Consider the following 25,093-nt stretch of genomic DNA (forward strand, 5'->3'; position numbering starts at 1 on the left):
ATTACACAGATTATTGAATTGATACAGATTGTTTATACGAACAATTATATCTTATTCAATCTGTGTAATCTGTGGTGAACTTTAAAAAAGAGTGTTTAGAATGAATCAGATTGAGAAAATCATTGATATTGCTACCTGGAACAGAAAAGAACATTTCGAGCACTTCAGTGCTTTTGACGATCCGTTTTTCGGAGTGACGGTCAACGTAGACTGTACCCGTGCGTATCAGGAAGCCAAAGACAAAAGTGTGTCTTTCTCCCTCTTGGTCTTGCACCGGATTGTCACCGCTGCCGCCAAAGTCGAAGAGTTCCGTTATCGTATCGAAGGAGACAGGGTAGTGTGTTATGACAGTCTTCTGCCCGAAGCCACCGTAGGTCGTGCCGACCATACTTTTTCTTTCGCAGCCTTCGAATATGACCCGGACGAACTTGTCTTCATCCGTAAAGCGAAAGCAGAAATGGAACGTCTGCAAGCTACTACCGGACTGAACAAGGGTGGGACATTCCATCCCAACGCTATCCATTATTCGGCTGTTCCGTGGCTCACTTTCACAGATATGAAGCACCCCACCAATATACGTTCGGGTGATAGCGTCCCCAAAATTTCTACCGGAAAGTACTTCCGCGAAGGAGAGAAGTTGCTGCTGCCTGTTTCCGTCACTTGCCATCATGGGCTGATGGATGGTTATCACGTCGCCAAGTTTATTGAAATCCTCGATTTATAAACTTCGTTCTAAAAAGACAAACTAGACTATATGAGATTAAAAGTATCAAGATGGAAAGTCATCGCCTTCTGTTCGGTATTACTTTTTCCGGAGACTTTCTTATATGCACAAGATGTTCGACAAGACACATTGGAAGATGTCCGGCAGGAAGTGAAACAGCTTCAGCGTGATGTTCTTGAGCTCCGTCGGGAAGTCCGGAAGTTGCAAGAAGAGGTCCGGGGATTTCGGCAGGGATATTTCCCGGAATATGGGGAATATGGATTCGATACCGTTTCGACATACACTCCCCATCGCTTCATCCATCGCCTGGGGATAGAAGCCCGCCCGCAATACGTTTTTCCCACTAATCCTTTCCTGCGTGGGGAGAATGAACGGTGGAAACCAATTCAGACATCTTTCGCAGCCCATCTGAAATATTCGTTCAAATTCCGTCCCAATACCTGTGCCGACCGTATCTATGGCGGTGCATATCAAGGGTTCGGTTTGGCGGTCACTACCTTTGGAGACAAAAAACAACTCGGCGACCCTGTCACTTTCTACTTGTTTCAAGGTGCCCGTATCGCACGTTTCAATCCGCGCCTTTCGCTTAATTACGAGTGGAATTTCGGTCTTTCCACCGGATGGCAGCCATATGACAATGATTATAATTCCTACAACGGAGCCGTCGGTTCCCGCATGAATGCTTACCTCAATGCCGGTATCTATCTGAACTGGGCATTCTCCCGTTATTTTGACTTGATTATCGGTGGAGATGTTACACATTTCTCCAATGGAAACACGAAGTTTCCCAATGCGGGTGTGAATACTACCGGAGCTAAAATCGGACTGGTCTACAACTTCAACCGTGAGGAATCCGATTTGACCAAATCTTTGGTGACTCCACTTATTCCCCGTTTCCCGCGTCACATCAGTTATGACCTTGTCATGTTCGGTTCATGGCGCCGGAAAGGAGTATATGTAGACAGTGGAAAACAGATTGCTTCCCCCGGTAGCTATCCTGTGGCGGGATTCAACTTTGCCCCGATGTACAATCTCGGTTATAAATTCCGTTTCGGAGTTTCGTTGGACGGTGTCTATGACGGCAGTGCCAATGTTTATATCGAAGATGTCATTTCAGAATATGGAGACAGCAGCGGCTCACGCCGTTTCTGTAGGCCGGGAATCCAGCACCAGTTAGCCTTGGGCGTTTCGGGGCGTGCGGAATACGTGATGCCTTATTTCACTATTGGCGTTGGGCTTGGTTCGAATGTATTGGGGCGTGGAGATTTGCGAGGGTTATACCAAGTATTTGCTTTGAAGATGAATATCACCCGGAGTTCATTCCTTCATATCGGCTACAATCTTCAGAATTTCCAGACCCCTAATTACCTGATGCTTGGACTTGGTTTCCGTTTTCATAATAAATATCCGAAAGTACGTCACTAAAAAAGCCGTATTTCATCGAAATATACTAATTTTGCGTCACTAATATAAAACACTCAAAATGATGAAGAAAATACTGTTACTCGGTTCAGGAGAACTTGGAAAAGAGTTTGTAATCTCAGCCCAACGTAAAGGTCAGCATATTATTGCTTGTGACTCTTATGCAGGAGCTCCGGCTATGCAAGTAGCCGATGAATTTGAAGTATTCGACATGCTGAACGGCGAAGAGCTGGAACGTGTCGTAAAGAAACATCAGCCGGACATCATCGTGCCGGAAATTGAAGCTATCCGCACAGAACGTCTGTACGACTTCGAGAAAGAAGGAATCCAGGTTGTGCCCAGTGCCCGAGCCGTCAACTTCACGATGAATCGCAAGGCCATCCGTGACCTTGCAGCCAAAGAACTCGGACTAAAAACTGCTAAATATTTCTACGCCAAGACACTGGAAGAACTGAAAGATGCTGCCGCTAAAATAGGTTTTCCTTGTGTGGTGAAACCTTTAATGTCCTCATCCGGTAAAGGACAGTCTCTCGTAAAGAGTGCCGATGAACTCGAACATGCCTGGGAATACGGATGCAGCGGTAGCCGCGGGGATATTCGTGAGCTTATCATCGAAGAGTTTATCAAATTCGACAGCGAAATCACTTTGCTGACCGTTACCCAAAAGGACGGTCCTACCTTGTTCTGCCCGCCTATCGGACATGTACAGAAAGGTGGCGACTACCGTGAAAGTTTCCAACCCGCACATATCGACCCTGCTCACTTGAAAGAAGCGGAAGAGATGGCGGAAAAAGTAACCCGTGCCCTGACAGGCGCAGGATTGTGGGGAGTGGAATTTTTCTTGAGTCACGAAAACGGAGTTTATTTCTCCGAACTTTCTCCACGTCCGCATGATACGGGTATGGTGACACTGGCTGGAACACAAAACCTGAACGAATTTGAGCTTCATCTTCGTGCGGTACTTGGTCTGCCTATTCCGGGTATCAAGCAGGAGCGGATAGGGGCAAGTGCCGTTATTCTATCTCCGATTGCCAGTCAGGAACGTCCTCAATACCGTGGACTGGAAGAGGTGACAAAGGAAGAAGATACCTATCTCCGCATATTCGGTAAACCGTTTACTCGTGTCAACCGTCGTATGGGAGTAGTGCTCTGCTACGCTCCGTCGAATTCCGACCTCGACGCGTTGCGTGATAAGGCCAAGAAAATCGCTGAAAAAGTAGAAGTGTACTAAAAGATACATTTATAAGGAATGATATGAATCCTGTACGGAAAACTTTCGTGCAGGATTTTGTGTTTTCATTAAAACACATTTAATCTTTATTAAACTATGAAGAGAATTAGGAATATAGTATTGTGCTCGAACACAAAACTAGTTGTTGTTGCTACTATTTTAGACCTTTGTTAATGCGCTGATTTTAAATGGAGATATAGAAAACTATAAGCAATTATTTAGTTTATTGTTATTTTGTTATTGTAAACTGTTTCTTTTAGTTTATTTGTAACTAAAATATTTCGAAATTGTTCTTTTTGTAGTATTTATTGGGCTAATAAGTGTTATCGAACGACAAATAATGACAAAGGAAGAACAACCTCACGGATTTGTTTCTACATTTGTGCGGTTGTTTATTTAACTATTTCTTTTGATGATAATTTGTTAGAAATAGAAAATAGATGAACAAAAGCTGAACTTAGCTGTTTATTATAATAGTAAAACAGGTAAAACGCGCAACGTTCCTTGCCATACTATTTTTCAATAGGAATAGAGAAAGAATAATATAAATAAAAGATTGCTTATGTCACAGATTATCGGACATATCTCTCAGGTTATCGGCCCAGTGGTCGATGTGTACTTTGAAGGTACGGATGCAGAACTGGTACTACCGAGTATCCATGATGCATTGGAGATAAAAAGGCCAAACGGCAAAATACTGGTTGTAGAAGTGCAGCAACACATCGGTGAGAATACGGTACGTACCGTAGCAATGGACAGCACCGACGGACTTCAACGCGGTATGAAGGTGTATCCCACAGGTGGTCCCATCACAATGCCCATCGGCGAACAGATTAAAGGCAGGTTGATGAACGTAGTCGGTGATTCTATCGACGGTATGAAAGACCTGAACCGTAAAGGCGCATATTCCATCCACCGCGATCCCCCTAAATTTGAAGACTTGACAACTGTGCAGGAGGTACTCTTCACAGGTATCAAAGTTATCGACCTGCTCGAACCGTATGCCAAAGGTGGTAAAATCGGTTTGTTCGGTGGTGCCGGAGTGGGAAAGACTGTGCTAATTCAGGAACTTATCAACAATATTGCCAAGAAACATAACGGATTCTCCGTATTTGCCGGAGTAGGTGAGCGTACTCGTGAAGGTAACGACTTGCTGCGTGAAATGATTGAATCGGGCGTTATCCGTTACGGTGAAGCATTCAAGGAAGGTATGGAGAAAGGACACTGGGACCTTTCGAAAGTAGATTATAACGAACTTGAGAAATCGCAAGTATCACTGATATTCGGTCAGATGAACGAACCCCCGGGTGCACGTGCTTCCGTAGCATTATCCGGTCTGACGGTAGCGGAATCTTTCCGTGACGCCGGAAGCGAAGGCGAGAAGCGTGATATTCTGTTCTTTATTGATAATATTTTCCGTTTTACACAGGCAGGTTCGGAAGTGTCCGCACTTTTGGGGCGTATGCCTTCCGCTGTTGGTTACCAACCGACACTGGCTACGGAAATGGGTGCGATGCAGGAACGCATCACATCTACCCGCAAAGGTTCCATCACCTCTGTACAGGCAGTATATGTGCCTGCCGATGACTTGACGGACCCGGCTCCTGCAACAACTTTCAGCCACTTGGACGCTACTACCGTGCTTGACCGTAAGATTACAGAACTCGGTATCTATCCGGCTGTAGACCCCTTGGCTTCTACTTCCCGTATTCTCGACCCGCACATCGTAGGCCAGGAACATTATGACGTAGCGCAAAGGGTGAAACAGATTTTGCAACGCAACAAGGAATTGCAGGATATTATTTCCATTCTTGGTATGGAAGAACTTTCAGAAGAAGACAAGACGGTAGTGAACCGCGCCCGTCGTGTGCAGCGTTTTCTTTCGCAGCCGTTTGCCGTAGCCGAACAGTTTACGGGTGTACCGGGTGTGATGGTGTCTATTGAAGATACGATTAAGGGATTCAAGAGGATTCTGGATGGTGAAGTGGATTATCTCCCCGAACAGGCTTTCTTGAATGTCGGAACAATCGAAGAAGCGATAGAGAAAGGTAAGAAATTGCTGGAACAGGCAAAGAAATAAAAACATAGAGTGATGAAAGAACTGCATTTGAGTATAGTATCGCCCGAGAAGAGCATATTCGACGGAGATGTGAAGATTGTCACATTGCCGGGCAGGATTGGTTCGTTTTCCATTCTTCCGGGGCATGCGCCTATCGTCTCGTCATTGAAAGCGGGAACGCTGAGTTACACGACGATGGAAGGAGAGGAGCATACAATGGATATTCAGGGTGGTTTTGTCGAACTGAGTGACGGGACGGTTTCCGCTTGCATTTCCTAATGTAAACGAAACGGAAGTCTCTCCAAATGAAGGAAGGCAGACATCACACAGGATTTGGAAAAAACGAGATTTAATAAGTACAGTAAGAAAAACACAGTGACATGGTGAACATTACTAAAACGAAACGGAATTTTATCGGTTTGCATACTTTGTTTGCAATCTTAAGCGCGGCGCTTGGAGCGGTTATTTTACACTTTGCTCTGCCGGGGCATTATTTTGGAGGATATCCGTTCATTCCGGTTTATTTCTATTTATTCGGGTTGTTTAGTATCTATATGTTCGACGCGTGCCGGCTGCATGCCCCGCAGAAATTGTTACTGTTGTATCTGGCGATAAAGATGGTAAAGATGATTCTTTCTATTATTCTGGTCTTGATTTATTGCCTTGCCGTACGTGAAGAAGCCAAGGCATTTTTGCTGACGTTTATCTCGTTCTATTTGGTATATCTGATATTCGAAACCTGGTTTTTTTTCTCATTTGAAGTGAACCGGAAACTGAAGAAGAAAAAATAAGAAGAAAAATGAAACAGTTGCATAACATAGTAGCTCCGTTGGTTCTGTTCTGTCTGATGATGGCAGTCGGCCTGCCGGTTCTTGCACAGGAACAGACAGGGGAAGTGCTTTCACAGACGCAGGATGCGATTACTCCCCAAGAGGAGGAAGAGAATACGGTGGACGTGAAGGAAATCGTGTTCGGACATATCGGCGACTCATATGAATGGCACATTACGACATGGGGCAAAACGCACATTACTATACCATTACCTATCATCGTTTATAGTGGTAGTACAGGTTGGCATGTGTTCCTTTCTTCACGTCTTGAAGAGAATGGCGGCACGTATGAAGGGCTCTCCATCGCTCCCGAAGGAAGTAAGTATGAAGGCAAATTGGTAGAATATAACGCGGCAGGCGAGCAGGTTCGCCCCTGGGATATTTCTATTACGAAAGTGACATTCGCTTTGTTATTCAACAGCGTATTGCTGCTGGTTATTGTGTTGAGCGTAGCGCATTGGTACAGGAAACGTCCACAAGGAGCTAAGGCGCCGGGGGGATTTGTCGGATTCATGGAAATGTTCATCATGATGGTGAACGACGACATCATCAAGAGTTGTGTCGGACCGAACTACCGGAAGTTTGCCCCGTATCTGCTGACGGCATTTTTCTTTATCTTTATCAATAATATGATGGGGTTGATTCCATTTTTCCCCGGTGGTGCGAACGTGACAGGAAATATTGCCATCACAATGGTGCTTGCAATATGCACTTTCCTGGCAGTCAATATCTTCGGAACAAAGCATTATTGGAAAGATATTTTCTGGCCGGATGTCCCCTGGTGGTTGAAAGTGCCTGTGCCGATGATGCCGTTCATCGAGTTCTTCGGAATCTTTACGAAACCGTTTGCCTTGATGATTCGTCTTTTCGCCAATATGCTGGCGGGACACATGGCGATGCTGGTACTCACTTGTCTGATATTCATCTCGGCAAGCATGGGACCCGCGCTGAATGGCACGCTGACAGTGGCTTCCGTATTATTCAATATCTTTATGAATGCGCTTGAACTGTTGGTCGCTTTCATCCAGGCTTATGTATTCACCATGCTTTCGGCTGTGTTTATCGGACTGGCACAGGAAGGAGCCAAGGTAAAGGCGGAAGACAAATAGAGAAATAAAAAGAGAGCAAATAAAAAATATAAACCATTTTTAAAACTGAAAATTATGATACTATCAGTATTGTTACAAGCCACTGCAGCAGCAGTAGGAGTAAGTAAATTAGGTGCAGCTATCGGTGCAGGTCTTGCAGTAATCGGAGCTGGTTTGGGTATTGGTAAAATTGGTGGTTCGGCTATGGAAGCTATTGCGCGCCAGCCGGAAGCATCAGGTGACATTCGTATGAATATGATTATCGCAGCCGCTTTGATTGAAGGTGTGGCATTATTGGCGGTAGTAGTTTGTCTGTTGGTATTCTTCCTCTAAGCCTATGTCATTATTATTACCTGATAGTGGCCTGTTGTTCTGGATGTTCCTCTCATTCGGGATTGTGTTCGTGATATTGGCGAAGTACGGTTTTCCCGTCATCATCAAGATGGTGGAAGGCCGTAAGACCTATATCGACCAGTCTTTGGAGGTGGCGAGGGAAGCCAACGCTCAGTTGTCCAAACTGAAAGAGGAAGGCGAGGCGTTGGTGGCTGCCGCCAACAAGGAACAGGGACGCATCTTGAGGGAGGCAATGGAAGAACGTGACAAGATTGTTCACGAGGCCCGTAAGCAAGCCGAGATAGCCGCACAGAAAGAACTGGATGCGGTGAAACAACAAATTCAGATTGAAAAGGACGAAGCTATCCGCGACATTCGTCGCCAGGTGGCTGTTCTTTCGGTCGACATCGCCGAGAAGGTACTCCGCAAGAATCTTGCGGATAAAGAGGCTCAGATGGGCATGATTGACCGGATGCTGGATGAAGTATTAACCCCGAATAAGAACTAAAGAAGATGGAAGTTGGAATACTCTCAATGCGTTATGCGAAAGCGATGATTGAATACGCGCAGGAAAAAGGTGTGGAAGACAGGGTATATCAGGAATTCCTGATGTTGTCTTACAGTTTCTGTGCCCAGCCCGGTCTGCGCGAAGCACTTGAAAATCCTGTCATCACAACGAAGGAGAAATTGGCACTGGCCTGTACGGCTGCCGATGGTGACGGTAAGTCGACGAGGGAGTTTGTCCGTTTCATCACTTTGGTACTGAGAAACAGGCGTGAGGGCTATCTGCAGTTTATCTGCCTGATGTATCTGGACCTTTACCGGAAACTGAAACATATCGGAACCGGCAAGTTGATTACCGCTGTGCCTGTCGATAAGGAGACGGAAGACCGGATTCGTTCCGCAGCTGCGCATATCCTGCATGCTGAAATGGAACTGGAAACGGTGGTAGACCCGTCTATCGAAGGCGGATTTATCTTCGATATTAACGACTACCGGCTGGATGCAAGTGTTGCCACGCAGTTGAAGCGAGTGAAACAACAATTTATTGATAAGAATAGGAGAATTGTATAATGTCTGAAAATATAAGAGTAAGTGAAGTATCCGATATATTGCGCAAGCAGCTCGAAGGAATCAATGCCAATGTGCAACTTGACGAAATCGGTACGGTGCTCCAGGTGAGCGACGGCGTTGTCCGTATCTACGGCTTACGGAATGCCGAAGCGAATGAATTGCTGGAGTTTGACAATGGTATCAAAGCAATCGTGATGAACCTCGAAGAGGACAATGTGGGTGCTGTGTTGCTGGGTCCGACGGACAGAATCAAAGAGGGATTTATCGTGAAGCGTACCAATCGTATCGCCTCTATCCGTGTGGGAGAGGGGATGCTGGGACGTGTCATCGATCCGCTGGGAGAACCGCTGGACGGCAAGGGACTGGTCGGTGGCGACTTGTATGATATGCCGTTGGAACGGAAAGCTCCGGGAGTTATCTTCCGTCAGCCGGTTAACCAACCGCTGCAGACCGGATTGAAGGCTGTTGATGCCATGATTCCTATTGGTCGCGGACAGCGTGAGTTGATTATCGGTGACCGTCAGACGGGAAAGACTTCCATTGCGATTGATACGATTATCAACCAGCGTAGTAATTTTCTGGCAGGCGACCCTGTATATTGTATCTATGTGGCTATTGGTCAGAAGGGTTCTACCGTTGCTTCTATTGTAAATACGCTTCGTGAGTACGGGGCGCTGGAATATACGATTGTAGTAGCCGCTACGGCGGGTGATCCCGCTGCATTGCAATATTATGCGCCGTTCGCAGGGGCTGCTATTGGTGAGTACTTCCGTGATACCGGTCGTCATGCATTGGTTGTTTATGATGACCTTTCCAAGCAGGCAGTGGCTTATCGTGAGGTTTCCCTGATTCTTCGCCGTCCGTCGGGACGTGAAGCATACCCGGGTGATATTTTCTATCTGCACTCCCGTCTGTTGGAGCGTGCGGCAAAGATTATCAGCCAGGAAGAAGTGGCACGCGAAATGAACGACCTGCCAGACAGTCTGAAAGACATCGTCAAAGGTGGTGGTTCTCTAACCGCACTGCCTATCATCGAAACACAAGCGGGTGACGTTTCGGCTTATATCCCTACGAATGTGATTTCCATCACGGACGGACAGATATTCCTCGAAACGGACTTGTTCAACCAAGGTGTCCGTCCTGCTATTAATGTCGGTATATCCGTATCACGTGTAGGTGGTAACGCTCAGATTAAGGCGATGAAGAAAGTTGCCGGAACGCTGAAGATTGACCAGGCGCAGTATCGCGAACTGGAAGCTTTCTCCAAGTTCAGTAGTGACATGGATTCGATTACGGCTTTGACCATTGACAAGGGACGTAAGAATGCCCAACTGTTGATTCAGCCTCAATACAGCCCGATGCCCGTAGAGCAGCAGATTGCTATTCTCTATTGTGGTACGCACGGTCTTCTTCATGATGTTCCCTTGGATAAAGTGCAGGACTTTGAACGTAGCTTCATCGAATCTCTGCAACTGAACCACCAAGAGGATGTATTGGATGTATTGAGAACCGGTGTTATTGATGATAACGTGACTAAAGCTATCGAAGAGACTGCCGCTATGGTCGCCAAACAATACTTGTAGAAAATTGAAAATTGAAAATTGAGAATTAAAAAATAAATGCTCATAATAATTCGTGAGGCAGTTGACATAATTCTCTTTATTCTTCATTTTCCTGTGTTTAATTTATAATTTTTAAAATAAAAAATATGGCTTCACTGAAAGAAGTAAAAACCAGAATAAATTCGGTAAAAAGTACCCGAAAAATCACTTCAGCAATGAAGATGGTGGCTTCTGCCAAATTACACAAGGCACAAGGAGCCATCGAGAATATGCTTCCTTATCAGAGGAAGCTGAATAAGATTCTAACCAACTTCCTGAGCGCAGACCTTCCTGTTGAGTCTCCTTACGTGAAGGTACGTGAGGTGAAGCGTGTAGCAATCGTCGCCTTCTCTTCGAACACCTCTCTTTGTGGTGCTTTCAATGCCAACGTCATCAAGATGCTACTACAAACGATTGGCGAATACCGCACCTTGGGACAGGACAATATCTTGATTTTTCCGGTAGGTAAGAAAGTGGATGAGGCCGTAAAGCGTATGGGATTCCAACCGCAAGAAACTGCTCCCACGCTTTCCGACAAACCGACTTATCAGGAAGCTTCCGACTTAGCGCATCGTTTGATGGAAATGTATGTGTCCGGTGAAATAGATCGCGTAGAAATCATCTATCACCACTTCAAATCAATGGGCTTACAGATTCTTCTTCGTGAAACGTACCTTCCTATCGACCTGACGCATGTCATAGATGAAGAGGAACTAAAAGACAAAGAGGAGGTGGAAGAGCATGAAATAGCCAATGACTATATCATCGAACCTAACGCTGAAGAATTGATTGCTAACCTGATTCCAACAGTATTGAGCCAGAAATTGTTTACCGCAGCCGTTGATTCGAATACTTCTGAACATGCTGCGCGTACATTGGCGATGCAGGTAGCTACTGACAATGCAAATGAGCTGATTCAGGATTTGACAAAGCAATATAACAAGAGTCGTCAGCAGGCGATTACGAATGAGTTGTTGGATATAGTGGGTGGTTCTATGAAGTAATGTGATGTTCTTTCTTTTTGGTTCTTTTTCTTTCGTCTTGATACGAAAGAAAAAGAATATTTTCAGTATCTTTGCCGAAAATAACAAACTTTCATGAAAAATAATCCTGAACTGCAACTTGCTTGGCAGTTCATTGAAAATACAGGTACACACCTGTTTCTAACCGGGAAAGCCGGAACCGGAAAAACGACATTTCTAAGACGATTGAGAGAGCATACCCCCAAACGCATGGTCGTATTGGCTCCTACGGGAATTGCGGCTATTAATGCTGGAGGAGTGACAATCCATTCTTTTTTCCAGTTATCTTTTGCACCGTTCGTGCCGGATACTACTCTTAACTCGGCACAGATACACTACCGTATTAACAAAGAGAAACGTAACATCATTCGGAGCATGGATTTGCTTGTGATTGATGAAATCAGTATGGTACGTGCGGATTTGTTGGATGCGGTGGACGCTACTTTGCGGCGTTATCGTGACCGTGAGAAACCATTCGGCGGCGTACAGTTGCTGATGATTGGAGATTTGCAGCAGTTAGCCCCCGTTGTGAAAGACAGCGAGTGGGAGATGCTGCGGCATTATTATGAAACGCCCTATTTCTTTGCCAGCCGTGCGCTGAGGGAAACCACCTATATGACAATTGAACTGGAAAAGGTGTATCGTCAGAGCGATACTTTTTTTCTCTCCCTGTTGAATAAGATACGGGAGAATAAAGCGGATGATGAAGTCTTGAATGAATTGAACAAACGGTATCAGCGAGATTTTCAGCCCCCAAAAGAAGAAGGCTATATCCGTCTGACGACACATAATAATCAAGCACAGCGGATTAATGACCGTGAATTGGCATCTTTGCCCGGGAAGGCTTATAGTTTCCGTGCTGAGGTAAAAGACGAATTCCCCGAATATTCCTATCCTGCGGATGAAGTTCTCACTGTCAAGGAGGGGGCGCAAATCATGTTCCTCAAGAATGATGTTTCTTCGGAAAAACGGTATTATAACGGTATGATTGGAGAAGTGGTGACTGTCAACGAAACAGGTATGTTTGTACGTGGCAAGGATAGTGAACATGAGTTTCAACTGTTGCAGGAAGAATGGGGAAATTATAAATACGTATTGAATGAAGAGACGAAAGAAATAACAGAGCAGATAGCGGGAGTATTCCGCCAGTATCCCATTCGACTGGCTTGGGCTATTACAATTCATAAGAGCCAGGGATTGACGTTTGAACGTGCTATTATTGATGCACGTAGTTCTTTTGCACATGGGCAGACATACGTAGCTTTGAGCCGATGCAAGACTTTGGAAGGAATGGTATTAGAATCTCCTTTGCGCCAGGAAGCTATCATTAGCGATAGTGTTGTCGATAACTTCACGAAGGCAGTGGAACAGAATAAACCGGGAAGCAAGCAGTTGAATGATATGCAGAAGGCCTATTTCTTTGATTTGTTGAGTGATTTGTTTAATTTCTATTCTATCGACCAGGCTTATAAACGTCTGCTTCGCATGATAGATGAAGACCTTTACAGGCTTTTCCCGAAGCAACTTGCCGATTACAAGGCATTGGAACCCCATATCAAGGAAAAGATAGTGGAAGTTGCCCATCGCTTTCGCAACCAATATACCCGGCTGATAAATGAAAGTGAAGATTATGCCGGAAATCAGGAGTTGCAGGAACGTATCTGTTCCGGTGCTCAATATTTTCGTAAAGAGTTGGAACCGGTTCGTTTGTTGTTTGATAAGACAAATATGCCTCTTGACAATAGGGAATTAAGGAAGCAACTGAATGAACGTCTGCAAACACTGGATGATGCGTTGTGGATTAAAGAATCTTTATTGGACATTATATGTACGTCAAGTTTCACCGTTTCGGACTATCTGAAGCAGAAAGCGAAAGTCATGTTGAGTCTCGAAGGAGATTCTTCAACTTCTGCTTCGTCTTCCAAGGCTCCGAGAGAGAGAAAAGAACAGAAAGAACGTGCGGCAAGCAGTCGTTTCGGGAAGGTGGAAGTGGCTGTTCCTACGGATGTTATGCATCCCGAGCTTTATCGTGCTTTGGCGGAATGGAGAGCAGAAAAGACACGTGAAGCTAATGTTCCTGCTTATATCATTATGCAGCAGAAGGCATTGATGGGAATTGTGAACTTATTGCCGGATACTCCGCAGGCATTAGAAGCTGTTCCTTATTTCGGAGCGAAAGGTGTGGAGAAATACGGACTTGAAATTTTGGGGATTGTTCGTAAGTATATGAAAGAAAATCAAGTGGAACGACCTGAAACCAAGAAGATGTTTATTTTGGAGAAGAAACGTAAGAAAAAGGAAGAGAAAAAAGAACCGAAGAAAGAAACGAAACTGGTCAGTTATGAAATGTTCTGCCAGGGGATGAGCATAGAGGAAATAGCTAAGGCGCGTGATTTGGTGACAGGAACGATTGCCACACATTTGGAGCACTATGTCCGTGATGGAAAGATAAAGTTGGAGCAAGTGGTGTCGGCAGAAAAGGTAGAAAAAATAGAGAAGATTCGCCGGAAGCAGCAAAAGTCCGGACACTCCGGAGTAGTGGATGTGAAAGTGGCATTAGGAGACGAGGTCTCCTATGCCGATATAAAGTTTGTATTCGCAGCCAACGGTGTTCAATGTTGATTCCTTTAGAGATTACAGAAGAAAGAAACGAATACTGGGACGCTCATATCAATGAGGATGCCATGCAAGATGGCGATAGGAATCATTTCTTTTCCCGAATATCTGCTAATAGAAGGCAATAGTACATCCATGGAATTGACTCCCGCCGCAGAGATGGGAGCCAATTTCCCGAAATACTTCTTGATGAGCGGAGTTCCGAGAAGTGCCATCATTTCACGGAAGATATTAGTCAGCAAGGCGATTGTTCCCAGTTCAGTAGCCAGTTGCAAGCCGATAGACGGCTCTTTGAACTGGGTGATGAGGATAGAGGAAAGCGAGTAATACGCAAATCCGCTTCCCACTGCCATGCAGTCGAATACACTCCATTGGCTTAACAATATGCTTGCCAGGGCAGAGAACAACAATGTACCGATAATAGTTCCCAACGGAATCAGCAACATCTTGGGATGCAGATGTGAGATAATAGCTTTCAGATTCTTGTTGGAACCGATACTGATACCTACTTGTAGCATCAACGCGTACAATATGTACATGGAAATGGTGTGTGTATCAAATTGGAATTTGTTAAAAGCCCCCATGATACAGCCTACGCAGAAGAATACTATTACAATCAGACTTCCTTTCATTGTTCGCCCCCTTTCTTGAAAAATAGTTGTAAAACCAGCCGGGCAGCAATCAAGCTTCCCAGTACGCCCGATACGGCAAGAATAATTGCTTGTTTGCCGAATTTACCGAGATTGTTCACTATCAGACTGTTAGAACCGATAGATACACCGAGTATGAAGAGTAAAAGGAATATTGTAAGAGAAATTGTCTTTTCTGTCTTTTGCAGAATAGTCCAGTTACGCAATACATAACCGATGCCGATTCCTAAAAACATGGTAGATATAATAGAAAACATATTGATATATTTTGGTTAGGTTAAACAATTGAATAAGTCACACAGATGATTCTCCAAAAAGATAATTCATCTTATTGAAAATCAGTAGTAATACTACTTGTGAATAATAGAATAAATCAACAGGTAGTTCCTATAATAGAAGAAAGTGAATTTAGATGAATCCGCTGAACCAATGTACATGCACGCAACATGACTTACAGAAATTAGGAATTTCCGCAAGAAATTTGGAAGCGTTATGTATTTGTAATATTTGATTCATCATTGGTCTTTTTAATTTCGGTGCAAAGATAAGAATTTATTGCATATTTTCAAAATAAATATGCAATAAAACTATATTGCCAAGTTCTGGGCAGACCTGGCAATATGTTGTAAAAAGTTGGTAGTGTACTTTTTATCTTATATACAATGTAGGATAATTATATGTTTTCCCAACCAATAAGTACTTCTTTTAATTTTCGTGGATTATATCCTAGTATTGTCCGTGCTTTCTCTGTGCTCATTCCACTGAAACGGGGACGGGGAGTGGTTTCCTGCATCTCTTCCGTAGTAGCGGGATGAATGAGCGAACGGTCTAGTTTCATATGGTCTGCCACTTGGAAGGCAATCTCTGCAATAGTCAGACATTCGTTGCCACAAATATGAAAGATTCCGTTGGCTGCGTTTTCTATCAGTAGTTCTATTCCGTTTGATACATCTCCAACGTAAGTCGGAGTCCGCCATTGGTTGGACACAACACGGATTTCCTGTCCGGCTTTCAAACGATTCATTACTAATTGGACGATATTTCCATGTTGTCCAGGTAGTGCTTTTCCATATACAATTTCTACACGGGCAATGGCGTAGTTGCTGCAAATCCCGGCAACCTTTTCTTCTCCTTTCCATTTGGTAAAGCCATAATAGTTTACGGGAGCAGGAGCATCTTCTTCCGTATATAATTGCCCTGCACTTTCATCTATCTTGCCATCAAAAACGAAATCGGTAGATAAATGGATGAAACGGCTCTTATATTCTTCACACAAATATGCCAGTTGCTCTACTGCCGTAACATTAGTAAGATAAGCCTCTTCATGGTGCGTTTCACAATAGTCGGGGACGGATAAAGCGGAGCAGTTGATAACTACTTCGGGGCGTACCTCTTTAAAAAGGTCTTTGGCATCTACTTCATTCCGTATATCAGCTTCAATGAAATGATAACTTTCTGACTTCTCCGAGGTTGGAAGAATATCCGGGTGCAGTGAGCATCCGGTCACGTTATATTGTTTGTGAATGGATAAGTCGTTCAGTAACTGGCGTCCGGTGAATCCGTTGGCACCGATGATTAGTATATTTTTCATAAATTCTTTTATTCTGCTAGTTCTCTGTTATTTTAATGAGTAGCTGCATACCAGGCCGTCTCTGCCTCTACTCATTGAATAGTAGTATTCCGTTTTCTTTTGTATTAGGCATAAAAAAAGGAGCAACGCCTTGCTCCAACCTTTGTTAACCTTAAATCTAATACTATGAAAAACACATTGCAAAGGTACGGACTTTTGCGATATTAGCAAATAATCCAAGAAAAAAAGTATGTTTCATAACATAGATTAAGAATTTGATATTTCAATTCAAATTTTATTAAGACTTTTTCTCGTTTCGCAATGCTTTAATAATATTTTATTGGGGATGGGAATCCCCGTTTGATAAACATCATCAATTGGGTATTCTGAATTCATTGGGCGAACAGCCTGTGATTTTTTTGAACAGACGGCTGAAATAATGTGAATTAGAGAATCCCAGTTCCTCTGCAATCTGATTAAGTGGTTTATCGGTATTCTGCAACCAGTCTTTTGCAATCTCGAAACGCTTGAACTGGATATACTCATTGAACGATTTCCCTGTTTCATATATCAGCAGGTCATTGAGATATGCAGGTGATAAATGAAGGAATTTAGCGCAATATTCATAGGAAAGCATACCGGTTGACTGAACTGCTTTCGTACTGATATGAGTGTCTAGCAGACGACTAAGTCCTTTGACAATTTTCTTATTAGCCTCATTACGTGTGATGAACTGCCGTTCGTAAAAACGGGTGCAATAATCCAACAGCAACTCGATATACTTTGAAATGATTTTCTTGCTATGCCGGTCGATGCAGCGTTGGAGTTCCTGATTAATCTTTTCCAGAAACTCCAGGATAATCTGTTTTTCACGTTGCGAGATATGCAGCGCTTCTTCGGGGAGATAAGAGAAAAAGGTATAATTGTGTATATTAAGCCCCAGGGGAGTGCCGCAAATCAGGTCGGGATGAAAAGCCAGTATCCATCCTTTGGAAGGTAACCTCTTGTTTTTCGCTTTCATGCTGATTGATTCTCCCGGAGTCAGGCATACAAGAGTTCCGTCCGAGAAATCATAGCACTGATGCCCATATGCATAAGCCTCACATTTACATTCACTTAACAGAAGTGTATAAAATCCGAATTTAATATCCGTATGAGGAGACAAGTCCGCCTTTGAGAGGTCAATGACACTGACCAGCGGGTGCAGTGTCTTGCTTCCCAGACAACAATTACATTGATGCACGGTTCCTATCTTGAGTATTTTATCTCCCATGCCGCTAACGTTCTCCTTTATTTCTATTATTACGTCTTAATTTAATTGCTTATATTCATTCGGAGTATGTCCGACGTGTTTCTTAAAGAGCCGGCTGAAATGTTGGGGATACTGGAATCCCAGTTCATAGGCTATCTGGCTGACCGTTTGCGTACCTTCTAATATCCGCTCTTTGGCAAGTTCAATGATTCGGCACTGGATATACTCTTGTGCAGTCTTGCCCGTCTCTTTTTTTATCAGGTCACCAAAGTAATTGGGAGAAAGACATACCTTGTCCGCAAAGTATTTTACGGAAGGCAGCCCTTCATTCATCGCCACCTGTCCTTGGAAATATTCATCCAGCAAATGCTCGAACCTTACAATAATATCTTTATTTGCCTGGTTGCGGGTGATAAACTGCCGTTCGTAGAAACGCATACAGTAATCGAGCAGCAGTTCGATGTTGCGCACGATAAGCTGCTTGCTATGTTTGTCAATAGCATGTTCCAGTTCGATTTGAATCTTATGTATGCAGTCAGTTACGATTTCCTTTTCCTGGTCGGACAAGTGTAAGGCTTCACTTACCTCATAGGAAAAGAAAGAATAATTCTTGATATTCTGTCCCAGTGAAGTTCCCCGTATTAAGTCAGGATGGAACAGGACACCGATAGATTGGGTACGAACCGGCGCCTGATTCCGGTTATCTATTCCGATAACTTGTCCCGGAGCCATACAAACCACTGTCCCTTCCTGATAATCATAATATTTGCGACCATATTTTAGGTCTCCACATTTTGCGTCTTTCAGAAACAGGGAGTAGAATCCGATGTTCATGTGATAGTATTCCACTGTTTTTGTTGCTTTTGAAAAGTCAATCACATTGACCAAAGGGTGCAAAGTCTCCAGTCCGAACAGTTGGTCGTATTGGTCAATCGTTTCAATTCTAGTAATTTCATCCATACGGTTTACAGTTTTATCTGTAGGCAAAGATAAGACATTTCAGAACATCTTTCTTATATCCCATTTGCAAATCAGTAATATAGGTACAAGAATCAGTAATTTATATACAACCTTAGCTGTGAATGGCAGAATTTAATATCTTTGTTCCAAGAATTTAAATACTTGTTTTTATGAAAGCATTAGTCCGTCCCAGCCACACTTATAACGGCACGAAACCGCCTGTCTGCGTGCATGGAAGCAAAGGCAACTGGCAGATTTTGAAACGTATCCTCGACGGGAAGCCTGTGATTATTCCCGGTGACGGGACATCACTGTGGACATTGACACACTCCAAGGACTTTGCCAAAGGATATGTAGGATTGATGGCGAATCCTCACGCCATAGGAAATGCCTTTCATATCACTACCGATGAAAGCATGACTTGGAATCAGATTTACCAAACGATTGCCGATGCCTTGGGAAAACCTTTGAATGCATTGCATGTCCCTTCCGATTTCCTTGCCTGACCCGGAATTTGATATATGGTGTGATAGAATAGCGGCTGCAATGCATGCAGCGGATGAAGCCTTTTTAAACAATCCGCGTTGATTTCAGCGTCAAATTAGTATCAGTAGCAGTTTAGTAGGGGACATTGTGCCCTTGCTGCACCTCAATGCGTATCCCGAAATTGCCATTAGCGGATTTGAGCTCGAATGCTCCCCGGAAATTATTCTTTTCCCACGGCATAGCACTCCGGTTGGGCACTCTCCAACCGTCTTTATCATAATCTCCGTACGTATTGATTCTCATTCCGTTTTTCAACTTGAAAGACCCCATCTGCATGAACTGCGGAGAAGACGACAGCCCCCAACCATATCCGAAACCGGAAAAATAAGAGGAAGAAAAAGCATCCGTAAATCCTTGTGAATATGTGGCATCCGTATTCAAACGGAATATCTGGTTGTAATCTTTGCTCATATCCGGCATGCTCAAATCAAACTTAGGCAGTTGCGGGGCAGTGACATTCATTAATCCCATATCCAGCAAAAAGCCGCCAAACTCCTTGATATTAGCCGAAGGAGCACGACGGATACTATCGGAAGGAATTTCTGACTGTGCGGATGCAAAACCGACCGACAATATCAACGAAAGAAATAGAATCAGTTTTTTCATCTTCGTAAAGGTTGATTTACGGCAAAGATAGAAAATTTTAGTCTGACTATCTGTTTTCGTTATATTTTCTTAGAAAAAAACGGGAAGAAATTGATACTTCCCGTTTCAAATAAACTTATGATATGGATGCCTTCCACACCTCGGCATACTCTTCCAGTACCCGCTTGATGCTCTGCCCGATTTTTACATAATCGGCTTCATTCAAATTGGCAAGCGATACGCGGACACTCCATTTCGGGCCGGCGAAACCGCCGCCGTTTAATAGCACGAGTGAAGTCTCATTGGCGAGGCGGAACACTACATCCAACGGATTGTATGTCTTTTCCAAGTAGGCAACGAAGTCATCTCCATAAAATTTCCTTGCCCATACCAGCATGTCTATTTCAGAATAATATCCGGCACGCAGCGGGTCTTCCACCAGTGTGAAACCGGTATTATCCCATAGTGCATGCAGGCGGCGATGGATAATTTCCTGCATCTTTGCTTTATATCGGTCTTCCTTATCAAGCAGCGAGAAGATTGCGAACAAACTCATCTGCATCTGTTGGGGCAGCGAAAGTCCGGCGGTATGATTCAGTGCAATTTGCCGGCTGTCAGCCACCATGCGGTCGATGAACTTCATCTTTTCCGGCTGCAAACTCAGACTGGAATAACGCTTGTTCAAGATTGTTTTCTGCTCCGCCGACAGGCGGGCAATCATTTTGTCGTAGATGTTGTCTTCGTGTAGAGCAATAACTGCGTCTCTCCATCCCGTAGCTCCGAAATATTTGGAGAAAGAATAAACGCAAAGCGTATTATGCGGTAGTTCCGCCATCAGCGAACGGAAGTGCGGGATAAATGTCCCATACACGTCATCCGTAATAATCATCAGGTTCGGATTGTCATTCTTTACGATGTTGACAATACGGGCGGCAGTCTCCGCGCTGAGCGCATAACTGGGCGGATTACTCGGATTAGTGATAAACAGTGCCTTGATTCGCGTATCTTTCAGCTTGTCGATATCCTCATCCTTATATTGCCACGTATGCAACCCGTCGGCTGTCATCTGGTCGGCAGATATTTCAGTGACATCGAATTGGTAACGCCGCAGTTGCGGAATCTCGATATAAGGCGTGAAAACCGGGACCATCAAGGCGATGGCATCCCCTTGGTTCAGCAGGAAATTCTCTTGCAGCGAATCAAACAGGTAACATATGGCAGCCGTCCCCCCTTCGGTAGCGAAAAGGTCGAAAGTCCCTTTCGGCGGACGGCGGTCGCACATTTCCTGGGCCAAATAATCCTGTACGATGATTTCTGTAAAATGCAAGATACGGTCGGGCACGGGATATTGGTCACCGATAACGGATTCCGCCCATTCATGCACCAGTGTGTCCGGGTCGGCAGCGTGTTCCATCAACATATAGTTGTATCCCTCTTTCAGCAAATTGGCTCCCGCCGCCTTTTCGTTCTCTTTCAGGAAAGCCTCGAAGCGTGCGGCAATCCCTGCTTTTTGCGGAATACCGGCGATTCCTTCTTCCAGTGAGAACGCCCGGCGACACTCGCAAAGCCCGAATTGTCCCAGCAGGAAAAATGCTTCACGTGGTTCGGTGGCAATCCAGTTCGGATTACCTCGTCCGGCATTCAGCATGGTGTGTGCTATCTTCTTAATACTTTCATCCGCCATATCGATAAGCTTGTTCTTAAGCTCGAACGGACTGATGGACTCCATTTTCCTGGCATAATTTTTGGTAATGGCAGGGTCATTTGTTTTCTTTTCCATAATGATATTATTTATATATTCTCGAAATAATTGAGTTGATTGAACGGGACGTTACATAAGCAGCACGATGACCACTCCCCAAATAATCAGCAATGTGTTGCCGACAGCATACGTCACAGTATATCCCAGGGCAGGCGTGTCACTTTCCACCGCATCCTGAATGGCGCCTAGTGCGGCAGTTGTGGTACGTGCCCCCGCCGTGCATCCCAAAGACAGGGCAGGATGGAACTTGAACAGATACCTTGCCATCAGCAACCCTGCAAGAAGGGGAATGGCTGTTGCCAGCGCGCCGACGATGAACAGGCTAACCCCCACTTCCTTGAATCCGGCTATAAAACTGGGACCTGCGGCAATGCCGACTACCGCGATAAACATGTTCAATCCTACATTGTTCAGTACCCATAAAGATGGTTCGGGGATACCACCGAATGTAGGATGCTTGCTGCGCAGCCAACCGAATAGAAGTCCGGCAATCAATGCTCCGCCACTCGTCGAAAGGCTGATGGGAACACCGCCCAGATGAATGGCAAGCGCACCGAAAAGTCCGCCGAGCAGAATACCCAGCCCGACAAAAATCATATCCGTCTGATTGGTCGGACGGTCTACATATCCCATCTGTTTGGCGGCGGCTTCCACCTCGTGCTTCATTCCCGTCAGTTCGAGAACGTCTCCCGAATCTACCACTGTCTGCGCAAGTACGGGAACATTGATACCCGCACGTTTGATACTGCGGATACTGACGCCGTGCATAAACTTCTGTGCCCGAATAGTCGCGACCTTTTCACCGGCGAAAGTCCGGTGTGTAACCATTACCGGAAGAGTCTCCGCCGGAAAATCGAGCAACTGGGCATCAATCACTTCCGGGCCAATCCAGTCCTCTTCGCCGATAACGAATTCCCTTCGTCCGCTTAGTACGACTTCATCTCCCGATTGGAGAATCATGTCAGGACTGACTTCCTTCACAACTCCTTGCTGGCGAACCCGCTCCACAAATAAACGTTTGTCTTTCTCGTTCAGATAAGTTTCCAGTTCGCTGACTTTTTTCCCTTTGCCAAACCACTTGTTCGTTATTTTGTAGGCACGGAACACCACCGGACGAAGGGCGGGAGAGAAGCCCGGTTCGTCGGCTTCCGAAGTCCCCATCTGTGCTTCCAGTTCCCTGCAGTCAGCTTTCACCTTTTCCAGTCCGCCGAGCATCTTGGGACCGAGGGAAGCCAGAATCCATGCGGAGCCTGCCGTACCGAAAATATAAGTTACGGCATAAGCCACCGGAATGGCATTGATATATGTAGCTTTCTGTGCTTCGCTGATACCCAACTGGTTAATCGTGTCACTAGCCACACCGATAACCGCTGAAATAGTCTGTGACCCTGCCAGCAAACCGGCAGCTTCGCCCACATGATACCCCATGATTTTAGCAAGAATCCACGGTGCCACCAAGCTCACGACACACATCAGCACGGCGAATCCTACCTGAGGCAGCCCATCCTTTTTCAGCCCGCGAAAGAACTGCGGTCCTACCTTATAGCCGACGGCAAACAAAAAGAGTAGAAAAAATACGGCCTTCATCGGGCCGTCCACGGTAATGTTCAATTGTCCCACCAATACTCCTACAAGAAGTACGCTGGTCACCGTTCCTAAAGAAAACTTCCCTATCTTGAGCCTGCCCAACCAGAATCCCGCAAAGAGAGTGAGAAAAATGGCAAGCTCAGGGTGTACCCTTAGTTGATTAATAATCCATTCCATAATTAAGTTGTTGTTTAGGTTTATGTTACTTACAACAGTATTGTGCGGAAAGAGTTTGTTACTCGACGTAGATTTGTTACTTTTGCATTTTCAAAATAAAACTAACCATATTCTGTATGAAATCAGACATAGAAATAGCTCGCAGCATTGAGCTGAAGAAAGTAAAGCAGGTTGCCGAAAGTATCGGAATTCCTCGCGAGGAAGTGGAAAATTATGGTCGCTATATCGCAAAGATTCCCGAACAACTGATTGATGAAGAGAAAGTAAAGAAAAGTAATCTCATCCTGGTGACTGCCATTACGGCCACAAAAGCGGGTATCGGTAAAACTACAGTATCTATCGGTCTTGCCTTAGGCCTCAATAAAATAGGAAAGAAGGCGATTGTTGCACTTCGCGAACCTTCTCTCGGGCCATGCTTCGGCATGAAGGGCGGAGCAGCCGGCGGCGGATACGCCCAAGTACTCCCGATGGACAAAATCAATCTCCACTTCACCGGAGACTTTCATGCCATTACCTCTGCGCACAACATGATTTCCGCCCTGTTGGATAATTATCTTTATCAAAACCAGGCAAAAGGGTTCGGGCTGAAAGAAATCCTCTGGCGTCGTGTGCTCGACGTGAACGACCGTTCATTGCGTAGCATCGTTGTCGGGTTGGGACCGAAGTCGAACGGCATCACACAAGAGTCCGGTTTCGACATTACACCCGCCTCGGAGATTATGGCAATTCTTTGTCTCTCCAAAGACGTGAACGACTTGCGCCGCCGTATTGAAAATATCCTGCTCGGATTCACTTACGATGACAAGCCTTTCACAGTCAAAGACCTGGGAGTGGCAGGAGCCATCACCGTATTGCTGAAAGATGCTATCCACCCCAATCTCGTTCAGACCACTGAAGGCACTGCCGCTTTCGTACACGGCGGACCGTTTGCCAATATCGCCCACGGTTGCAACTCCATCCTGGCTACCAAACTGGCAATGTCTTTCGGCGACTACGTAATCACAGAAGCCGGATTCGGTGCCGACCTCGGTGCGGAAAAGTTTTATAATATCAAATGTCGTAAAAGCGGGCTTCAACCACGCCTGACAGTAATCGTCGCTACTGCGCAAGGACTGAAAATGCATGGCGGCGTCAGTCTCGACCGCATCAAGGAACCGAACATGGAAGGGTTGAAAGAAGGATTGCGCAACCTCGACAAGCATGTCCGCAATCTACGTTCTTTCGGTCAGACAGTGATTGTTGCTTTCAATAAGTTCGCTACCGATACGGATGAAGAAATGGAACTTCTTCGCCAACATTGCGAACAACTGGGTGTAGGCTTTGCCATCAACAACGCATTCTGTGAAGGCGGAGAGGGAGCAGTAGACATGGCACGCCTGGTAGTGGATACTATCGAAAATAAACCGTCCGCCCCCCTGCGCTATACATACAAAGAAGAAGACAGCATTGAGCAGAAGATTGAAAAGGTGGCTACCAATATCTACGGTGCAAGTGTCATCACTTACAGCAGCATTGCCCGCAACCGTATCAAGCTGATTGAGAAAATGGGAATCACCCATTATCCCGTCTGCATCGCCAAGACGCAATACTCATTCTCTGCCGACCCTAAAATTTATGGTGCAGTGAACAATTTCGAATTCCACATCAAGGATATTGTTATCAATAACGGTGCGGAAATGATTGTGGCGATAGCGGGAGAAATTCTCCGTATGCCGGGACTTCCGAAAGAACCGCAGGCATTGCATATCGACATTGTGGATGGAGAAATTGAAGGGCTGAGTTAACAACAGTTGAACCGCAAGGAAACCTTGCTCCAACGCTACGTTGGTAAATCCCCGTCTTTCCTTATAAATCAATAGGGAAAGACGGGGATGCTTGTATATAGAGTCCGGTACGCCTTTTTTATATCTCTTCCGGCATACCGTACGATTGGATTCATTTTGTTGAAGAGATATTTTATATCCTTTTTGTAATATGGAAAACGAAATTCCTGACAGATAGTTC

General features: G+C 44.9%; 21 protein-coding genes and 2 pseudogenes. 15 read left to right on the top strand and 8 right to left on the bottom strand.

Annotated features, from left to right (window positions below):
- Positions 1 to 100: 100 nt before the first annotated feature.
- From CLIN57ABFB40_RS05465 to CLIN57ABFB40_RS05525, 13 genes and pseudogenes are all read left to right on the top strand, one after another.
- Positions 101 to 724 (top strand): chloramphenicol acetyltransferase, encoded by a 624-nt coding sequence (locus tag CLIN57ABFB40_RS05465; protein WP_175629228.1) that lies wholly within the window; start codon positions 101 to 103, stop codon positions 722 to 724.
- Between the two features lie 30 nt (positions 725 to 754).
- Positions 755 to 2,149 carry an acyloxyacyl hydrolase gene (locus tag CLIN57ABFB40_RS05470; RefSeq protein ID WP_175629229.1) on the top strand — a complete coding sequence of 465 codons (1,395 nt, stop codon included), beginning with the start codon at positions 755 to 757 and terminating at the stop codon, positions 2,147 to 2,149.
- Between the two features lie 61 nt (positions 2,150 to 2,210).
- Positions 2,211 to 3,377 carry a formate-dependent phosphoribosylglycinamide formyltransferase gene (gene purT / locus CLIN57ABFB40_RS05475; protein ID WP_175630343.1) on the top strand — a complete coding sequence of 389 codons (1,167 nt, stop codon included), beginning with the start codon at positions 2,211 to 2,213 and terminating at the stop codon, positions 3,375 to 3,377.
- A gap of 562 nt (positions 3,378 to 3,939) precedes the next feature.
- The gene (gene atpD / locus CLIN57ABFB40_RS05480) at positions 3,940 to 5,457 is read left to right on the top strand and encodes a F0F1 ATP synthase subunit beta (protein WP_175629230.1); all 1,518 of its coding nucleotides are present in this window, start codon (positions 3,940 to 3,942) and stop codon (positions 5,455 to 5,457) included.
- Positions 5,458 to 5,469: 12 nt separating this feature from the next.
- Complete coding sequence (gene atpC, locus CLIN57ABFB40_RS05485; RefSeq protein ID WP_175629231.1) at positions 5,470 to 5,715, top strand: ATP synthase F1 subunit epsilon; 246 nt, start codon at positions 5,470 to 5,472, stop codon at positions 5,713 to 5,715.
- A 101-nt stretch (positions 5,716 to 5,816) separates the two neighbouring features.
- Positions 5,817 to 6,252: pseudogene (locus CLIN57ABFB40_RS05490) on the top strand (hypothetical protein).
- The gene (gene atpB / locus CLIN57ABFB40_RS05495; protein ID WP_175629232.1) at positions 6,236 to 7,375 is read left to right on the top strand and encodes a F0F1 ATP synthase subunit A; all 1,140 of its coding nucleotides are present in this window, start codon (positions 6,236 to 6,238) and stop codon (positions 7,373 to 7,375) included. The pseudogene CLIN57ABFB40_RS05490 and the gene atpB overlap by 17 nt, the downstream one beginning before the upstream one ends.
- 54 nt (positions 7,376 to 7,429) lie before the next feature.
- The gene (gene atpE, locus CLIN57ABFB40_RS05500; RefSeq protein ID WP_024988623.1) at positions 7,430 to 7,687 is read left to right on the top strand and encodes an ATP synthase F0 subunit C; all 258 of its coding nucleotides are present in this window, start codon (positions 7,430 to 7,432) and stop codon (positions 7,685 to 7,687) included.
- A 4-nt stretch (positions 7,688 to 7,691) separates the two neighbouring features.
- Positions 7,692 to 8,195, top strand: a complete 504-nt coding sequence (atpF, locus tag CLIN57ABFB40_RS05505; protein WP_136014544.1) for a F0F1 ATP synthase subunit B — start codon at positions 7,692 to 7,694, stop codon at positions 8,193 to 8,195.
- A 5-nt stretch (positions 8,196 to 8,200) separates the two neighbouring features.
- Positions 8,201 to 8,761: a F0F1 ATP synthase subunit delta gene (locus CLIN57ABFB40_RS05510; RefSeq protein ID WP_175629233.1), complete on the top strand. Its 561-nt coding sequence runs from the start codon at positions 8,201 to 8,203 to the stop codon at positions 8,759 to 8,761.
- The gene (gene atpA / locus CLIN57ABFB40_RS05515; protein ID WP_175629234.1) at positions 8,761 to 10,344 is read left to right on the top strand and encodes a F0F1 ATP synthase subunit alpha; all 1,584 of its coding nucleotides are present in this window, start codon (positions 8,761 to 8,763) and stop codon (positions 10,342 to 10,344) included. The genes CLIN57ABFB40_RS05510 and atpA overlap by 1 nt, the downstream gene beginning before the upstream one ends.
- Positions 10,345 to 10,469: 125 nt before the next feature.
- Positions 10,470 to 11,366 carry a F0F1 ATP synthase subunit gamma gene (locus CLIN57ABFB40_RS05520; protein ID WP_175629235.1) on the top strand — a complete coding sequence of 299 codons (897 nt, stop codon included), beginning with the start codon at positions 10,470 to 10,472 and terminating at the stop codon, positions 11,364 to 11,366.
- 93 nt (positions 11,367 to 11,459) lie between these two features.
- Entirely contained in the window at positions 11,460 to 14,006 is a 2,547-nt protein-coding gene (locus CLIN57ABFB40_RS05525; protein WP_175629236.1) for a helix-turn-helix domain-containing protein, read from the top strand.
- A 5-nt stretch (positions 14,007 to 14,011) separates the two neighbouring features.
- Here CLIN57ABFB40_RS05525 and CLIN57ABFB40_RS05530 read toward each other — a convergent pair whose 3' ends face one another.
- The 5 genes from CLIN57ABFB40_RS05530 to CLIN57ABFB40_RS05550 all read right to left on the bottom strand — a co-directional run bounded on the left by CLIN57ABFB40_RS05530 (position 14,012) and on the right by CLIN57ABFB40_RS05550 (position 18,432).
- Positions 14,012 to 14,632: a lysine exporter LysO family protein gene (locus CLIN57ABFB40_RS05530; protein WP_175629237.1), complete on the bottom strand. Its 621-nt coding sequence runs from the start codon at positions 14,630 to 14,632 to the stop codon at positions 14,012 to 14,014.
- A complete protein-coding gene (locus CLIN57ABFB40_RS05535; protein ID WP_175629238.1) occupies positions 14,629 to 14,907 on the bottom strand; it encodes a LysO family transporter in 279 nt (92 codons plus the stop codon). Before CLIN57ABFB40_RS05535 ends, CLIN57ABFB40_RS05530 begins: the two co-directional genes overlap by 4 nt.
- A gap of 416 nt (positions 14,908 to 15,323) precedes the next feature.
- Entirely contained in the window at positions 15,324 to 16,241 is a 918-nt protein-coding gene (locus CLIN57ABFB40_RS05540) for an SDR family oxidoreductase (RefSeq protein ID WP_175629239.1), read from the bottom strand.
- Positions 16,242 to 16,593: 352 nt separating this feature from the next.
- Entirely contained in the window at positions 16,594 to 17,493 is a 900-nt protein-coding gene (locus CLIN57ABFB40_RS05545; protein WP_175629240.1) for a helix-turn-helix domain-containing protein, read from the bottom strand.
- A gap of 36 nt (positions 17,494 to 17,529) precedes the next feature.
- Complete coding sequence (locus CLIN57ABFB40_RS05550) at positions 17,530 to 18,432, bottom strand: helix-turn-helix domain-containing protein (RefSeq protein WP_175629241.1); 903 nt, start codon at positions 18,430 to 18,432, stop codon at positions 17,530 to 17,532.
- A gap of 167 nt (positions 18,433 to 18,599) precedes the next feature.
- Here CLIN57ABFB40_RS05550 and CLIN57ABFB40_RS05555 point away from each other — a divergent pair.
- A pseudogene (locus CLIN57ABFB40_RS05555) lies at positions 18,600 to 19,020 on the top strand (NAD-dependent epimerase/dehydratase family protein); the annotation flags it as partial.
- A 30-nt stretch (positions 19,021 to 19,050) separates the two neighbouring features.
- Here CLIN57ABFB40_RS05555 and CLIN57ABFB40_RS05560 read toward each other — a convergent pair.
- The 3 genes from CLIN57ABFB40_RS05560 to aspT all read right to left on the bottom strand — a co-directional run bounded on the left by CLIN57ABFB40_RS05560 (position 19,051) and on the right by aspT (position 23,089).
- On the bottom strand, positions 19,051 to 19,584 hold the full coding sequence (locus CLIN57ABFB40_RS05560) for an occludin (protein WP_175629242.1): 534 nt from the start codon (positions 19,582 to 19,584) through the stop codon (positions 19,051 to 19,053).
- 115 nt (positions 19,585 to 19,699) lie between these two features.
- On the bottom strand, positions 19,700 to 21,343 hold the full coding sequence (aspD, locus tag CLIN57ABFB40_RS05565; RefSeq protein ID WP_175629243.1) for an aspartate 4-decarboxylase: 1,644 nt from the start codon (positions 21,341 to 21,343) through the stop codon (positions 19,700 to 19,702).
- 51 nt (positions 21,344 to 21,394) lie between these two features.
- The gene (gene aspT / locus CLIN57ABFB40_RS05570; RefSeq protein ID WP_175629244.1) at positions 21,395 to 23,089 is read right to left on the bottom strand and encodes an aspartate-alanine antiporter; all 1,695 of its coding nucleotides are present in this window, start codon (positions 23,087 to 23,089) and stop codon (positions 21,395 to 21,397) included.
- A gap of 116 nt (positions 23,090 to 23,205) precedes the next feature.
- Here aspT and CLIN57ABFB40_RS05575 point away from each other — a divergent pair, with 116 nt between their 5' ends.
- Positions 23,206 to 24,873, top strand: coding sequence for a formate--tetrahydrofolate ligase (locus tag CLIN57ABFB40_RS05575; RefSeq protein ID WP_175629245.1), 1,668 nt, complete (start codon positions 23,206 to 23,208; stop codon positions 24,871 to 24,873).
- The last annotated feature ends 220 nt before the right edge of the window (positions 24,874 to 25,093 follow it).

The organism is Bacteroides acidifaciens, assembly GCF_903181435.1.
In the GTDB taxonomy this organism is placed as follows: domain Bacteria; phylum Bacteroidota; class Bacteroidia; order Bacteroidales; family Bacteroidaceae; genus Bacteroides.